The sequence below is a fragment of the Veronia pacifica genome (genome assembly GCF_001707825.1).
GTDB classification, from domain to species: Bacteria; Pseudomonadota; Gammaproteobacteria; order Enterobacterales; family Vibrionaceae; genus Veronia; species Veronia pacifica.
Genome location: NZ_LYBM01000024.1, coordinates 64123 through 78786 on the forward strand (window position 1 = coordinate 64123; position 14664 = coordinate 78786).

Here is a 14664-nt window from a genome sequence, read left to right on the forward strand (position 1 = left end):
CGCCACTCACACAAAGAGTGGCTCTCGGGTGACCTTGAGCCTGAGAATAAATCTGAGGCAGGAGAGACAGATGTTAAAGCGTGATATGAATATCGCTGATTATGATCCGGAATTGTTCGCCGCGATCGAGGAAGAAACGGCCCGTCAGGAAGAGCACATCGAACTGATTGCGTCAGAAAACTATACCAGTCCTCGTGTCATGGAGGCTCAGGGCTCGCAACTGACGAATAAATACGCTGAAGGTTATCCGGGTAAGCGTTACTACGGTGGCTGTGAGTTTGTCGACAAAGCAGAAGCGCTGGCCATTGATCGTGCCTGCCAGCTATTTGACTGTGAATATGCCAATGTTCAGCCTCATTCAGGGTCACAAGCAAACAGTGCAGTCTTCATGGCACTCCTTAATCCGGGCGATACCGTGCTGGGAATGAGTCTGGCTCATGGCGGTCATCTCACACATGGCTCTCCGGTCAACTTCTCCGGCAAACACTACAATGTCGTCCCTTATGGCATTGATGAGAGTGGCCAAATTAACTACGACGAGATGGAAGCGTTGGCACTGGAACATAAACCTAAGATGATCATCGGTGGTTTCTCTGCTTACTCTCAAATTGTTGACTGGGCACGTATGCGTGAAATCGCTGATAAAGTCGAGGCATACCTGTTAGTAGACATGGCGCATGTTGCTGGACTGGTTGCTGCAGGTGTTTACCCGACGCCTCTTCCACACGCGCATGTGGTCACAACGACGACGCATAAGACATTGGCTGGCCCGCGTGGTGGTCTGATCCTGTCAAATGCGGGTGAAGACCTGTACAAGAAATTCAATTCAGCGGTATTCCCGGGTGGCCAGGGTGGCCCGCTGATGCATGTTATCGCAGCGAAAGCTGTAGCATTCAAAGAAGCAATGGAGCCGGAATTTAAGGCTTATCAGCAACGTGTTGTTGATAATGCTCAGGCGATGGTCAGTGAGTTTCTTAACCGTGGCTACAACATCGTTTCAGGTAGCACGGAGAACCACCTGTTCCTCGTTGATTTGATTGAGAAAAACATCACTGGTAAAGAAGCAGATGCGGCATTGGGCGCAGCGAACATTACCGTAAATAAAAATAGCGTGCCGAATGATCCTCGCAGTCCGTTCGTGACATCAGGTATCCGTATCGGTACGCCTGCGATCACCCGTCGTGGCTTCACAGAGCAGGACTCTCGTGACCTTGCTGGCTGGATGTGTGACGTGCTGGATAACATTGAAGATGCTGCCGTTATTGAGGCGACCAAAGCCAAGGTGCTTGAAATTTGCAGCCGTCTGCCTGTGTATCCGTAACACTCAGACAAATCAGGTAAAAAACGAAACAACATAAAGACACCCTCAGGGTGTCTTTTTTTGTTAAGACAGCCAGAATTTTGCCTCGTTACCCCATTATGAACTGCCCCTGATCGCCAAATGAGTTACACTGATGCCAATGTAGCTAAGGAGGAATAATGCACTGTCCATTTTGTGGTGCAAATGACACCAAAGTCATAGATTCCAGACTGGTGGCTGATGGCCACCAGGTGCGTCGCCGTCGCCAGTGCATCGCCTGTAGCGAGCGCTACACGACGTTTGAAACGGCGGAACTGGTCATGCCGCGTATTATTAAAAATAATGGTAACCGTGAGCCGTTTAATGAAGACAAGTTGATCGGTGGTATCCAGCGCGCGTTGGAAAAACGCCCTGTCAGTACCGATGATATTGAAAAGGCTATAAACGCGATAAGAACGAAGATCCGTGCCACAGGGGAGAGAGAAGTGTCCTCCAATATGGTCGGAAATCTAGTAATGGAAGCCCTAAAAGAGCTCGATAAAGTTGCCTATATCCGCTTTGCTTCCGTTTATCATAGTTTTGAAGATATTCGGGAGTTCGGGGAAGAAATTGCCCGTCTTGAGAAGTGATCATGCAGGCCATATTTTCAGACTTTGACAGCCAAATGATGGAGCGTGCTCTGGATTTGGCAGCACGCGGACGTTTTACCACTTCACCTAACCCCAAAGTAGGATGTGTGATCACCTTGGATGGGGAAGTGGTTGGCGAAGGCTACCATCAGCGCGCTGGCGAACCGCATGCCGAGGTGTATGCTCTGAGAGATGCAGGTGAACGTGCGGCAGGCGCAACGGCTTATGTCACACTTGAACCCTGTTCTCACTATGGCCGAACACCACCCTGTGCTGATGCATTGATTAAAGCTGGTGTATCACGCGTGGTATGCGCCATGGTTGATCCTAACCCTGATGTCGCTGGCCGAGGTATTGAGCGCATAAGACAAGCGGGGATTGAGGTTGATGTTGGTTTACTGCAACAAACCGCCGAGCGCTTGAATGCTCCGTTCATCAAGTTGATGACCACGGGTATGCCCTACGTACAGTTGAAGCTTGCCTCAACACTCGATGGCCGAACCGCTTTGGCAAATGGCGAAAGTAAGTGGATCACTGGTCCTGATGCCAGATCTGATGTTCAGCGTTTCAGGGCACAGGCAAGTGCTGTGCTATCTACAAGCCGGACAGTGCTTGATGATGACCCATCACTCAATGTCCGTTGGGAGCAGTTGCCGGAGCCAGATCGGCAGGTTTACGACAAAGAAAAAGTTCGCCAACCAATACGTGTGATCCTTGACCGTAGCAATAAAGTGACACCACAAGCACAGCTGTTCTCTCTGCCGGGTGAGATTATTTTGGTCAACCAGACACAAAGTACGACACTGACCGGGGACAACGTGCAACAGATTCAAAGTTCTGCGTCGGAAACTGGCTTTGATCTCTTACAGCTTATGCGTTCATTGGCAAAAAAGGGAATCAATCACATTTGGGTTGAAGCAGGAGCCACATTAGCGGGTGCACTGCTTGAAGCAAACCTGGTTGATGAACTCATTGTGTATCAGGCGCCTAAACTGATCGGCGAAGATGGACGGCCTTTGTTAGCCATGCGCGGACTGACCTCTATGGCTGATATCCCAGAATTTGATCTCGACGATGTTACCCGCATAGGTAACGATATCCGCCTCATCCTGCGGCAACGCAAGCACTAACAGAACGAATTGAAGTTATGTTTACAGGAATTATCGAAACAGTCGGAGTGATCCGGGCTGTAACCCCAAAAGGTCAGGACATATCTCTGACCGTTGATAGCCACGGCTTAGACATGTCAGATGTCAAGCTTGGCGACAGCATCGCCACCAATGGTGTGTGTCTGACTGTGGTATCACTGACTGGCAAGGGCTATGTTGCAGACCTTTCCTGCGAAACACTGAACCGAACGGCGTTTGCCCATTACCAGCCGGGCCAGAAAGTGAACCTTGAGAAAGCTATGTTACCGACCACCCGATTTGGCGGCCACATAGTGTCCGGTCATGTTGATGGCATTGCGACTGTGGTTTCTCGTCAGGTAAGTGGCCGTGCGATTGAATTCTGGCTTGAGGCACCTGCCTCTCTAGCGAAATATCTGGCTGAAAAAGGCTCTGTGACCGTTGACGGTATCAGTCTGACAGTGAATGCCGTTGACGGCGCGCGCTTCAGGCTTACTATAGTGCCTCATACCGCATCTGAAACGACGATAGAGCATTATCAGGCAGGCCAGACAGTCAACATCGAAGTTGATGTGATTGCCCGTTATCTGGAGCGGTTGGTTTTGGGGGATAAGGCCAGCCAACCTGCGCAAAGTAGTCTTACTATGGCTAAGCTTGCTGAATCAGGTTTCTTAAAATAGTTCATTGAAGAGCAGACAAATGGCGATTAGCAGTACAGAAGAAATCATTGAAGACATTCGTCAGGGTAAAATGGTTATCCTGATGGATGATGAAGACCGCGAAAATGAAGGTGACTTGATCATTGCCGCAGAGCAAATCACCCCTGAAGCGATAAACTTTATGGCCACCTATGGCCGGGGTTTGATTTGTCTGACCATGACGCAGGACCGCTGCGAGAAGCTGGGTTTGCCGCTAATGGTGTCAGACAATAATGCACAATTTTCAACCGCTTTCACCGTATCGATAGAAGCGGCTGAAGGCGTCACGACCGGTATTTCAGCAGCCGATCGCTCACGCACCGTTGAAGCCGCCGTGGCTCCCGATGCCAAGGCCGCTGATCTTGTTCAGCCCGGTCATATTTTCCCACTGATGGCTCAGGAGGGCGGCGTACTGACCCGCGCTGGTCACACTGAAGCAGGTTGTGATCTTGCCCGGTTGGGTGGTTTTGGTCCGTCTGCCGTGATTGTCGAGATCCTGAATGAAGATGGCACCATGGCCCGTCGTCCTGATCTGGAAAAGTTTGGCGAGAAACACGGTATCAAGCTGGGAACCATTGCGGATCTGATCGAATACCGCAATAACAATGAGACCACCATAGAGCGCGTTGCTGAGTGTAAGCTACCGACAGAGTTTGGTGAGTTTGACCTGATTGCTTACCGCGACACCATTGATAATCAGCTGCATTACGCGTTGCGTAAAGGTGAGGTTGATAACCAACCAACTCTGGTTCGCGTTCACCTGCAAGACACACTGACCGATCTGTTACATACTGACAGAGCAGCCGAGCGAAGCTGGTCTTTGACTGATGCAATGAAACGACTCAGTGCTGAAGGCGGCGTGCTTGTGCTCTTGGGTAAAGAGGAAAGCACTGAATCCTTGGTTGAAAAGTTGCGTGTGTTTGGTGCGCAGGATAAAGGTGAACGACCAAAGGGTGCAAAATGGCAAGGCACCTCTCGTCGGGTTGGCGTGGGTTCCCAGATTTTGGCTGATCTTGACGTAACAGAAATGCGCTTGCTGTCTTCGCCAAACAAGCGGTACCATGCGCTATCTGGGTTTGGTTTGAAAGTGGTTGAGTACGTTAGCCAGTAACCGAACGTCAACAATATTGTCAAACGCGGCATATTGCCGCGTTTTTTGTTTTAACTGATGGAAGAAAACTGCTGCGATACCCTGATGTCTGCCAGATAGGTCAGTAACATGGTCTGTTACCGTCTTAGTCATTCATTACCCAAGGTTGTACTGGGATTGGCTGATAAAAGTGTGTTAGAATCCGGCGGTTTTTCAATCCGGATAAATTAAGTCACAGGAAGGCCCATGAAGGTGATCGAAGGTGCATTTGCAGCACCCAACGCTAAAGTTGCTATCGTTATTTCTCGCTTTAACAGCTTTATTAATGAAAGCCTGCTGGAAGGTGCAGTCGATGCACTGAAACGTCAGGGCCAGGTGAGTGAAGAAAACATCACCGTGGTTCGTTGTCCTGGCGCGTACGAGTTACCACTTGTTGCCCAGCGTGTTGCAAAAAGCGATCGTTATGACGCCATCATTGCACTTGGCTCTGTCATTCGCGGCGGCACGCCACACTTTGACTATGTAGCCGGAGAATGTAACAAAGGGTTGGCACAGGTTGCACTGGAGTTTGATACTCCTGTTGCTTTCGGTGTGCTGACTGTAGATACCATTGAACAAGCTATCGAACGCGCTGGTACCAAGGCTGGTAATAAAGGGGCAGAGGCTGCACAAAGCGCGCTTGAAATGGTCAATGTCCTGTCCCAAATCGAATCCTAAACGGGGGTTATCGTGAAACCAGCCGCACGGCGTAACGCACGCCACTTTGCATTACAGGCGATCTATTCGTGGCAACTGTCACACGGCAACATTGCAGAAATTGAAGCTCAGTTTCTGGCTGCCGAAAACTATGAAGAAGAAGAGCATCAAGCCGACGAGCCACGTCTTCGTCAGCCTGATACGGACGTTGAATATTTCCGTGATCTGTTCTCTGGTGTTGTACTGAGTCATCAGGAATTGGACAGCAAAATGCGTCCTTATCTGTCGCGTCCGCTTCAGGATCTTGATGAAATGGAACATGCCCTTCTTCGCCTGGCTGTTTATGAAATGGCAAAGCGGGAAGATGTCCCATTCAAAGTGGTGATCAATGAGGCCATCGAACTTGCGAAACGCTTCGGTGCTGAAGATAGCCACAAGTTTGTGAATGGTGTTCTCGACAAAGCGGCTCCAACGCTTCGTAAGAAATAAGAACACACACTAATATAGAAAAGGCCAGCCATGCTGGCCTTTTTAGTTATCTAAGAATGAAATCGGATACGGATATGTCTGGAAATGAGTTTGATATCATCAGCCGCTACTTTTCCACACAGCCTGTCTCAAGACACGATGTGGATCTGGGCATTGGTGATGACGCTGCACTTATTACGGTTCCTGAAAACTGCCAGTTAGTTGTGACAACTGATACGCTGGTTGCTGGTGTTCATTTTCTCGCCGGTGCCAATCCTGAATGGGTTGCTCACAAGGCACTTGCCGCAAACCTCAGTGATTTGGCTGCCATGGGGGCGATGCCAGCATGGTGTTCGTTGGCACTGACCCTGCCTGACAGCGATGAACAATGGGTTGCTTCATTTTGCAAAGGCTTTTATGCACTGGCAGAATATTTTCATGTTCAATTGGTGGGTGGTGATACGACCAAAGGGCCACTGAGCATTACGATAACGATGCAGGGCTACCTTCCTTCGGGACAGGCACTGACGCGCAGCGGTGCAAAAGTGGGTGACTGGATATATGTGACGGGTGAGCTTGGAGACAGTGCCACCGGACTTGATTTTATTCTTGGGCAAAGAGAAATGTCTGTGGCGGGGGCAGGTGAGTTTGTCCATCGGCACTATTATCGTCAGCCTCGTGTGCTTGCTGGGCAATCTTTGCGAGGTATTGCATCCGCCGCGTTGGATATTTCTGACGGCCTGGTCGCTGATTTGCCGCACATTCTCTCAGCCAGTGGCGTGGGTGCCGTCCTAGAAGCTGACTGTTTACCCGTTTCTGACGCGCTTAAGGCATTAGAAAGTGACCCCGTTAATGCGGCAAAAATAGCCCTGACCAGTGGTGAAGAGTATGAGCTTTGCTTTACTGTACCTGAAAGCCACAGGGGAGCGGTGGATACTGCTCTGTCACATTGTGGTACTAAGGCGGTATGCGTGGGACAGGTCCGCTCAGGCAAAGAGCTGGCTATCAATTGGCAGGGTGAAACCGTTGACTGGACACTGGCTGGCTGGGACCATTTTCGGAGTAATGAGTGACTAATCCTACTTCTTTAATTCGGTTGTCGAATCCTGTTCACCTTCTGGCGACCGGATTTGGCTCTGGTCTGTCGCCAGTTATTCCCGGCACCATGGGAACCTTGGCTGCAGTACCATTTTATTTTCTCCTGATGCAATTTGGCTGGTGGACACTGCTCTTCGCTGTTGTGGCAGGTAGCGTTTTGGGTGTTTATCTCTGCGGCAGAACCTCCTCAGATATGCGAGTTCATGATCACGGCAGTATTGTCTGGGATGAATTTGTCGGCTTTTGGATCACCATGTTATTGGTACCATCGACACAATGGCAGGTAGTGATGGCAGGCTTTCTGCTGTTTCGCTTTTTCGATATGGTTAAACCGTGGCCAATCAACTTGTTGGATAAAAAGGTGCATGGCGGCATCGGGATCATGCTTGATGATATTGTCGCCGGACTCATGGCCATGGTGTCACTCTGGCTGGTCAATCATTGGTGGCTACTGGCTTAAACGTCAAGCATAAAAAAACGGCGCAATATGCGCGTTTTTTATGCTTATTTAACTGGGCTAACTAATCAAGGTAACGACGGATTTGCGTCTCGATACCCTCGCCATCCAGCTCCAGTTCGGCATGGAGTTCCTGTTGCGTCCCTTGATGGATGAATTTGTCGGGTAGGCCAATTTGTAATACTGGTTTAACCTGGCGGGTCTGCATCAGATATTCAACCACCCCTGAACCCGCTCCGCCCGCAATCGCATTTTCTTCGACTGTAACCAGAACGTCGTGTGCCTCGGCCAGCTCACTGATCAGTTGCTGATCGAGTGGTTTGACGAAGCGCATGTCGACAACAGTGGCATTCAGTGCCTCAGCGGCTTTCATAGCACCTGGCATCAAGGTGCCGAAGTTCAAGATAGCGACCTTTTCGCCCTGACGACGGATCACACCTTTACCTATGGGCAGCTCTGTCATCTCAGGTTCAATGTTGGCCCCACAGCCAGCACCTCTAGGATAGCGCACAGCAGAGGGACCTTGATGTTTATGGCCTGTGTACAGCATCTGACGGCATTCGTTTTCATCACTCGGTGTCATCACGACCATGTTTGGAATACAGCGCATAAAGCTCAGATCAAAGGCTCCCTGATGGGTTTGACCGTCTGCACCTACTAATCCGCCACGATCAATCGCAAACATGACAGGTAAGTTCATAATGGCAACATCGTGAATCAGCTGGTCATAGCCTCGCTGCAGGAAGGTTGAATAGATTGCGACAACGGGATTGTAGCCACCGATTGCCATACCTGCGCCCAGCGTCACCGCGTGTTGCTCTGCAATCGCCACGTCAAAATATTGTTTCGGATACGTTTTTGAAAAACGCACCATGCCGGAGCCTTCACGCATTGCTGGGGTAATTGCCAACAATTTTTCGTCCTGCTCGGCCATATCGCAAAGCCAATCGCCAAAGATGTTAGAGAACGTTGGTTTGCCTGCTTTGCTTTTCGGTAAGGTATTTTCTGACGGATCAAATCTCGGTACAGCATGGTAGCCAATCGGATCTTTCTCTGCAGGCTCGTAACCTTTACCTTTTTTAGTCATAACATGCAGAAACTGCGGGCCCTTGAGGCTACGCATGTTCTTGATTGTTTTGACCAGCTCTTCGACATCATGGCCGTCAATCGGTCCGATGTAGTTGAAACCAAGTTCTTCAAACAAGGTGCCGGGTACGACCATGCCTTTGAGGTGTTCTTCGGCGCGGCGAACCAGCTCTTTGATTGACGGGGTGCCAGAGAGTACTTTCTTACCGCCCTCACGGATTGACGTGTAGAGGTTGCCTGAAAGCAATTGAGCAAGGTGATTGTTAAGTGCCCCAACATTTTCCGAAATCGACATTTCGTTGTCGTTTAGGATCACCAACATGTCATTGTGCACGTCACCTGCATGGTTCATGGCTTCAAATGCCATACCTGCAGTAATAGCACCATCGCCAATTACGCTGACTACTCGCCGTCCTTTGTCTTCCTTTTCGGCCGCAATAGCCATACCAAGCGCTGCACTGATGGACGTCGAACTGTGACCAACCGACAATACGTCGTACTCACTCTCACCACGCCATGGAAAGGGGTGTAAACCATCTTTCTGGCGGATAGACGTCATCTTTTCTCGGCGTCCTGTCAGGATCTTGTGAGGGTATGCTTGATGACCGACATCCCAGATGAGACGGTCAAAGGGCGTGTTGTAGACAAAATGAAGAGCGACAGTGAGCTCTACTGCTCCCAGTCCTGATGCGAAGTGTCCGCTCGAGTGGCTGACACTGTTTAATAAATAAGTCCTCAACTCCTCACAAAGCTTTGGCAGCATGGAACTGGGTAAGGTTCTCAGCTCGTCTGGTGTGTCTGCTAATGCGAGTGTCGGGTATTTTGATATATCCAAAGTCATATAGGGATTCGGCGCGTAAAGAATAATTAGCTATTGCGCTCGATGATATATCGGGCAAAAACTTCCAGTTGTGTTGTATTGTATTGTATTGACTGCAATGCGTGTAGCCCTTCCTTGTATAGCTCGTCTGCTTTTTGCTTTGCACCGTCAAGACCGAGCAGGGCAGGGTAAGTACTTTTCTCTGCGGCAACATCAGATCCTTGGGGTTTACCCAGTGTTGCGGTATCACCTGTGATGTCGAGAATGTCGTCCTGCACCTGAAAGGCGAGGCCAATTGCATCAGCAAACCGATCCAGTTCAGGCAGGCATGCAATCCCTCTATCTCCTGCAGCATAAGCTCCAATACGAACGGCACACTTAATTAGTGCACCTGTCTTATTGTTATGTATCAGCTCAAGGGTATTCAGATCAACAGATTTACCTTCTGCCGCCAAATCGAGCGCCTGACCCAAACACATACCACTGGCACCTGAAGCGGCAGCTAGCTCGCGTACCATCGCGATACGATGCGGTTCTGCATCAACTGAAAGTGGCCCTTCAGAGAGAATAGTGAAAGCCAGTGTTTGCAGGGCATCGCCTGCAAGAATCGCGGTTGCTTCGTCAAACGCGACATGACAGGTCGGTTGCCCTCTGCGCAGTGCATCGTCATCCATCGCAGGAAGATCGTCATGGATCAATGAGTAAGCGTGGATGCATTCTACGGCGGCGGCCGGCGTGTCTAAATCTGGCTCTGACGCGCCAAACATGCTGCCTGTCGCGTAAACCAGAAAGGGTCTGACCCGCTTGCCGCCAAGCAATACTCCATGCTTCATCGCCTTTATTAGGCGTTGTTCAGGAAATTGGAGGTTATCTAACCAATCACTAAGCGTCTTGTTACTCCGCGTTTGGCACTTTGTCAGCATCGAAGAGAGGTCAGTCATCGTTTTCCGGCGAAAATTCTGTCAATGGGCCTTTATCATCCTGACTGAGCAGGATCTGAACGCGTTGTTCGGCGTCAGTCAACGTTTTTTGACCTTGACGTGCAAGCGTTATGCCCCGCTCAAACTGTTTTAACGCTGAATCCAGAGGTAATTCGCCACCTTCCAGTCCTTGTACGATAGTATCAAGCTCTTTGAGGATCTCCTCAAATGCCATCTTCTCAGGTTTCTTAGCTGCCATAGTAATCTTGTTTTTCCTAATTTGGCTGTGAAGTTAACGCAGTGCCAGATAGGGGTCAAACCCTAGCATGAAATAATGTGTATGGCAGGGATTTTTCTTGTGTTACTTTTGCGCACTAAATCTCCTGTCTATACTGCCGATATATCTTTTAACTGATAAACTCTTCGCGTTTCTCAACACCTTTAGTTTTTTTGTTACATTTGTTTTGTAAAGGGGTATTGCTTTGGATCTGGCTACACTTCTCGGAGTCCTTGGTTCGTTTGCATTCGTACTGATGGCAATGTTGCTCGGTGGTGAATTAAGCATGTTTGCTGATGCACCATCCGCACTTATCGTATTTGGCGGTAGCCTTTGCGTAGTAATGATGAAATTTACCTTGCCTCAATTTCTCGGTGCTTTTGGTATCGCGGGAAAGGCATTTATGTTTGCTGCAGACGACCCTGAAGAACTGATAGCAAAATTGGTTGAAATGGCTGACGCAGCCCGAAAAGGCGGTTTCCTCGCTTTGGAAGAAATGGAGGTGGCTAACTCCTTCATGAAGAAAGGCGTCGATATGTTGGTTGACGGCCATGACGGCGAAGTTGTCAGAATGACACTGGCAAAAGATATTGGGCTTACAGAAGAGCGGCACGACTCGGGGGCCAGTTTTTATACCAACCTTGCCGACGTAGCACCTGCGATGGGTATGATTGGTACTCTGGTTGGTCTGGTTGCGATGTTATCGAACATGGATGACCCTAAAGCTATCGGTCCTGCAATGGCAGTTGCACTCTTGACCACACTTTATGGTGCGATGCTAGCAAACATGGTCGCTATTCCTATTGCGGACAAACTCAAGCTCCGTAAAGATCAGGAAAAAATGAACCGTCTTTTGATCATGGACGGACTGTTGGCAATTCAGGATGGACAGAATCCGCGTGTATTGGACAGTTACTTGAAAAATTACCTCAACGAGAAAAAACGCACCGTTGACGTTGATGGGTAGGGACTGAGTATGGAAGAAGAATGCAAATGTCCCCCCCCCGGGCTACCCGCATGGATGGGAACCTTCGCGGATCTGATGTCACTGCTGATGTGCTTCTTCGTACTTCTGCTGTCTTTCTCAGAGATGGATGTGATGAAGTTCCGTCAGATTGCCGGTTCGATGAAGTTTGCCTTTGGTGTGCAGAATCTGCTTGAGGTTAAAGATATTCCAAAGGGAACCAGTGTGATTGCGCAGGAGTTCCGTCCCGGCCGTCCTGAACCGACACCGATTGAAGTTATCATGCAGCAAACCATAGACATGACGCAACGCTCTCTCACATTTCAGGAGGGGGAGTCTGATCGCTCTGGTGGTACACAAAGGGATGCTGAAGGAGATAACTCAGGTGGTGCAACAGCGGATATGGCTACTCAGTCAGAAAAGCTGAAAGATGCTGAAGATGCCCAAAGCGCCTCCCAGTCTTCCAGTGCCGCGCAGATGATGATGCAGGCATTGAAGAAGGAGATTGAAGAAGGGGCCATTGATGCTGAAAATCTGGGTCAGCAGTTTGTCATTCGGATCAAAGAAAAGGGGATGTTCCCAACAGGCTCTGCGTTTCTCCAGCCCAAATTTAGGCCGATGATTCAGAAAATAACTCGGATCATAAAAGATGTACCGGGTGAGATCCGCGTTTCTGGTCATACAGATGATACGCCGCTTGATTCAGAACTGTATCGTTCAAACCTCGATTTATCTGCCCAGAGAGCCGTTTCTGTCTCTCTTGAAATGGAGAAAGTGGAGGGATTTGATGCATCACGACTGCGTATTGAAGGAGCCGCTTCATCCAGACCGCTGGTGCCTAACGATTCTGCCGAGAATCGTTCATTAAATCGCCGGGTCGAGATTTCCATAATGCAAGGTAAGGCGATGGAATCTGAAGAGGTTGAGACGGCGACAATGGAACCTGATTCTTAATTGAGTGAGTGAGAATACCATGAATTTAATGAGGATTTTAAAACAGCACCCATGGTGCTGTTTTTTTGTCCGTTTATCCGGTTTCAGATGTTGTATGCTTCATGTATAATCCGCGGCTTTGTTGTAGTTGTAGCGAAACCTGAAATGAAATTTATCGTTAAAATTCATCCTGAAGTGATGGTCAAAAGTGAGTCTGTAAGGAAACGCTTCACGAAAATTCTGGAATGTAACATCCGTAATGTTCTCAAGCGTAAGTCCTGCTCCATGGCGGTGTTTAATCGTCGTGACCACATCGAGGTTTCGCTAAAGCACGACACCGATCGCGAGATCGCTCTTGAAGTGCTAACCAATACTCCAGGTATTCACCATGTGCTTGAAGTGGAGCAGACTCCCTTCACTGACCTGCACAATATCTTCGAGATCACACTCGAAGCCGTTCGTGATCAGGTTGAGGGAAAGACATTTTGTGTTCGTGCAAAACGTCGCGGCTCGCATGACTTTACATCGATTGAAGTTGAGCGGTATGTCGGCGGTGGATTAAACAAACTTGAGTCTGCCAGAGTTCAGCTGAAAAACCCTGAAGTTACGGTTCACCTTGAGGTGGATCGCGATAAACTCAATGTAGTCCGTCGCCGTCATAATGGCTTAGGTGGCATGCCTTTAGGTACCCAAGAAGATGTCCTTAGCCTGATCTCTGGCGGTTTTGATTCTGGTGTATCCAGCTATCTACACATCAAACGTGGCAGCAAGGTGCATTATTGCTTCTTCAATCTTGGTGGTGCAGCTCATGAAATTGGTGTGCAGCAGACGGCTTATTACCTTTGGAATAAGTTCGGTTCTTCAGCCAAAGTAAAATTCATCTCTGTTGACTTTGAGCCAGTGGTTGCTGAAATTCTTGAGAATGTTGATGACGGTCAGATGGGTGTGGTTCTCAAGCGTATGTTTATGCGTGCTGCATCTATGATTGCCGAAAAAACCGGTATTCAGGCCCTTGTCACGGGTGAAGCGCTTGGGCAGGTCTCAAGCCAGACACTGACTAACCTCCGAATGATCGATAATGTCTCTGACAGCCTTGTTCTTCGTCCCCTGATCAACTGGGATAAAGAAGACATTATCAATGTTGCCCGCGAAATTGGTACTGCAGACTTCGCTAAGACAATGCCTGAGTATTGCGGCGTGATCTCACGTAACCCAACGGTGAAAGCGGCAAAAGAAAAACTGGAAGCAGAAGAAGCCAAGTTTGATTTTGGTGTGCTGGAAAAAGTGATTTACGACGCTCGTATCACTGATATTCGTGAAATAGCTAAGAGAAGCCAAGAGCAGGCACCTGAAGTTGAGATGGTCGAAGAGATCAACTCTGACCATATTGTGCTGGATATCCGAAGCCCAGAAGAAGAGGACGAGAGACCGCTTAGTGTTAAAGGTGTCTCTATCGCCCATATTCCATTTTTCAGGCTGGCGACTAAATTCGGTGACCTCGACCAGAGCAAAACCTATCTGCTCTATTGCGATCGAGGTGTAATGAGCCGTCTTCAAGCCTTGTACTTAAAAGAGAATGGTTACGATAACGTCAAGGTATATCGCCCGTAATCTCTTATTAGATATAAAAAAACCGGCATTCAGCCGGTTTTTTTATTCAGTGTTCACTGATAGCTGTCTTTAATTTAAAGAACCGTAAATAATTTAGAGAACCGCAAACTTTTTGTCGTAGTTGAGGTTCGGTATCACTGTCATAGGCGCAACCACTTCAGCCGCTTTTTCCTTACCAGCCAATGTGAGGACAATTTCGACTGCGAACTCCAATGCACTTCCCGGCCCTTGGCTGGTGATAAGTTTGTGGTCTTTGTCATTCATAACTCGGCGGGTATTTCGTTTGGCCTCCGGTATCTGCTCAATGAAAGCAGGATGACAACTTTTATACGCATCGGGGAATAGCCCGTTTTTCTCCAGTACCAATGCCGGCGCTGCACAGATCGCGGCTACCCATTTCTGGTCACACTGCTGTTGCTTTAACATTTCAACCACCAGTGCGCTATCCCCAAGACAGGTGGCTCCTTCGACGCCGCCGGGCAGTACGATG

At 49.0% G+C, this 14664-nt stretch carries 16 protein-coding genes; 12 read left to right on the forward strand and 4 right to left on the reverse strand.

Annotation, left to right across the window (positions count from 1 at the left end):
* The first annotated feature begins 70 nt into the window (after positions 1–70).
* The 9 genes from glyA to pgpA all read left to right on the forward strand — a co-directional run bounded on the left by glyA (position 71) and on the right by pgpA (position 7566).
* On the forward strand, positions 71–1321 hold the full coding sequence (gene glyA / locus A8L45_RS13485) for a serine hydroxymethyltransferase (RefSeq protein WP_068903126.1): 1251 nt from the start codon (positions 71–73) through the stop codon (positions 1319–1321).
* A gap of 158 nt (positions 1322–1479) precedes the next feature.
* Positions 1480–1929, forward strand: a complete 450-nt coding sequence (gene nrdR / locus A8L45_RS13490; RefSeq protein ID WP_068903128.1) for a transcriptional regulator NrdR — start codon at positions 1480–1482, stop codon at positions 1927–1929.
* An 11-nt stretch (positions 1930–1940) separates the two neighbouring features.
* Positions 1941–3059 (forward strand): bifunctional diaminohydroxyphosphoribosylaminopyrimidine deaminase/5-amino-6-(5-phosphoribosylamino)uracil reductase RibD, encoded by a 1119-nt coding sequence (gene ribD, locus A8L45_RS13495; protein WP_068903158.1) that lies wholly within the window; start codon positions 1941–1943, stop codon positions 3057–3059.
* A 17-nt stretch (positions 3060–3076) separates the two neighbouring features.
* Positions 3077–3736, forward strand: a complete 660-nt coding sequence (locus A8L45_RS13500; protein ID WP_068903130.1) for a riboflavin synthase — start codon at positions 3077–3079, stop codon at positions 3734–3736.
* Positions 3737–3755: 19 nt separating this feature from the next.
* A complete protein-coding gene (ribBA, locus tag A8L45_RS13505; protein WP_068903132.1) occupies positions 3756–4865 on the forward strand; it encodes a bifunctional 3,4-dihydroxy-2-butanone-4-phosphate synthase/GTP cyclohydrolase II in 1110 nt (369 codons plus the stop codon).
* 225 nt (positions 4866–5090) lie between these two features.
* Positions 5091–5561 carry a 6,7-dimethyl-8-ribityllumazine synthase gene (ribH, locus tag A8L45_RS13510; protein WP_068903134.1) on the forward strand — a complete coding sequence of 157 codons (471 nt, stop codon included), beginning with the start codon at positions 5091–5093 and terminating at the stop codon, positions 5559–5561.
* A gap of 12 nt (positions 5562–5573) precedes the next feature.
* Positions 5574–6029: a transcription antitermination factor NusB gene (nusB, locus tag A8L45_RS13515; RefSeq protein ID WP_068903136.1), complete on the forward strand. Its 456-nt coding sequence runs from the start codon at positions 5574–5576 to the stop codon at positions 6027–6029.
* 74 nt (positions 6030–6103) lie between these two features.
* Positions 6104–7081 carry a thiamine-phosphate kinase gene (gene thiL / locus A8L45_RS13520; protein ID WP_068903138.1) on the forward strand — a complete coding sequence of 326 codons (978 nt, stop codon included), beginning with the start codon at positions 6104–6106 and terminating at the stop codon, positions 7079–7081.
* Positions 7078–7566 (forward strand): phosphatidylglycerophosphatase A, encoded by a 489-nt coding sequence (gene pgpA, locus A8L45_RS13525; RefSeq protein ID WP_068903140.1) that lies wholly within the window; start codon positions 7078–7080, stop codon positions 7564–7566. The genes thiL and pgpA overlap by 4 nt, the downstream gene beginning before the upstream one ends.
* Positions 7567–7627: 61 nt before the next feature.
* Here pgpA and dxs read toward each other — a convergent pair whose 3' ends face one another.
* From dxs to xseB, 3 genes are read right to left on the reverse strand one after another with little or no spacing between them, the layout of a single operon-like run.
* Positions 7628–9490: a 1-deoxy-D-xylulose-5-phosphate synthase gene (gene dxs, locus A8L45_RS13530; RefSeq protein ID WP_068903142.1), complete on the reverse strand. Its 1863-nt coding sequence runs from the start codon at positions 9488–9490 to the stop codon at positions 7628–7630.
* Positions 9491–9516: 26 nt separating this feature from the next.
* Entirely contained in the window at positions 9517–10410 is an 894-nt protein-coding gene (gene ispA, locus A8L45_RS13535; RefSeq protein WP_068903144.1) for a (2E,6E)-farnesyl diphosphate synthase, read from the reverse strand.
* Positions 10403–10648, reverse strand: a complete 246-nt coding sequence (gene xseB, locus A8L45_RS13540; RefSeq protein WP_068903146.1) for an exodeoxyribonuclease VII small subunit — start codon at positions 10646–10648, stop codon at positions 10403–10405. The genes ispA and xseB overlap by 8 nt, the downstream gene beginning before the upstream one ends.
* Before the next feature lie 223 nt (positions 10649–10871).
* On the opposite strand from xseB, the gene pomA reads away from it, so the two are divergent.
* From pomA to thiI, 3 genes are all read left to right on the forward strand, one after another.
* Positions 10872–11633: a flagellar motor protein PomA gene (gene pomA, locus A8L45_RS13545; protein WP_068903149.1), complete on the forward strand. Its 762-nt coding sequence runs from the start codon at positions 10872–10874 to the stop codon at positions 11631–11633.
* 9 nt (positions 11634–11642) lie between these two features.
* Positions 11643–12584, forward strand: a complete 942-nt coding sequence (locus A8L45_RS13550) for a flagellar motor protein MotB (protein ID WP_068903151.1) — start codon at positions 11643–11645, stop codon at positions 12582–12584.
* Positions 12585–12728: 144 nt separating this feature from the next.
* Positions 12729–14174, forward strand: a complete 1446-nt coding sequence (gene thiI / locus A8L45_RS13555; RefSeq protein WP_068903160.1) for a tRNA uracil 4-sulfurtransferase ThiI — start codon at positions 12729–12731, stop codon at positions 14172–14174.
* Positions 14175–14267: 93 nt separating this feature from the next.
* On the opposite strand, the gene A8L45_RS13560 is transcribed toward thiI, so the two are convergent.
* Positions 14268–14664, reverse strand: a 397-nt coding sequence (locus A8L45_RS13560; RefSeq protein ID WP_175401983.1) for a DJ-1/PfpI family protein, incomplete at its 5' end; no start/stop codon positions are given.

Coding starts and splice junctions, on each gene's coding strand:
- dxs (WP_068903142.1), bottom strand. CDS start 9,490: ATGACTTTGGATATATCAAAATACCCGACACTCGCATTAGCAGACACA.
- thiI (WP_068903160.1), top strand. CDS start 12,729: ATGAAATTTATCGTTAAAATTCATCCTGAAGTGATGGTCAAAAGTGAG.
- A8L45_RS13550 (WP_068903151.1), top strand. CDS start 11,643: ATGGAAGAAGAATGCAAATGTCCCCCCCCCGGGCTACCCGCATGGATG.
- ribBA (WP_068903132.1), top strand. CDS start 3,756: ATGGCGATTAGCAGTACAGAAGAAATCATTGAAGACATTCGTCAGGGT.
- xseB (WP_068903146.1), bottom strand. CDS start 10,648: ATGGCAGCTAAGAAACCTGAGAAGATGGCATTTGAGGAGATCCTCAAA.
- thiL (WP_068903138.1), top strand. CDS start 6,104: ATGTCTGGAAATGAGTTTGATATCATCAGCCGCTACTTTTCCACACAG.
- ribH (WP_068903134.1), top strand. CDS start 5,091: ATGAAGGTGATCGAAGGTGCATTTGCAGCACCCAACGCTAAAGTTGCT.
- A8L45_RS13500 (WP_068903130.1), top strand. CDS start 3,077: ATGTTTACAGGAATTATCGAAACAGTCGGAGTGATCCGGGCTGTAACC.
- ispA (WP_068903144.1), bottom strand. CDS start 10,410: ATGACTGACCTCTCTTCGATGCTGACAAAGTGCCAAACGCGGAGTAAC.
- glyA (WP_068903126.1), top strand. CDS start 71: ATGTTAAAGCGTGATATGAATATCGCTGATTATGATCCGGAATTGTTC.
- nrdR (WP_068903128.1), top strand. CDS start 1,480: ATGCACTGTCCATTTTGTGGTGCAAATGACACCAAAGTCATAGATTCC.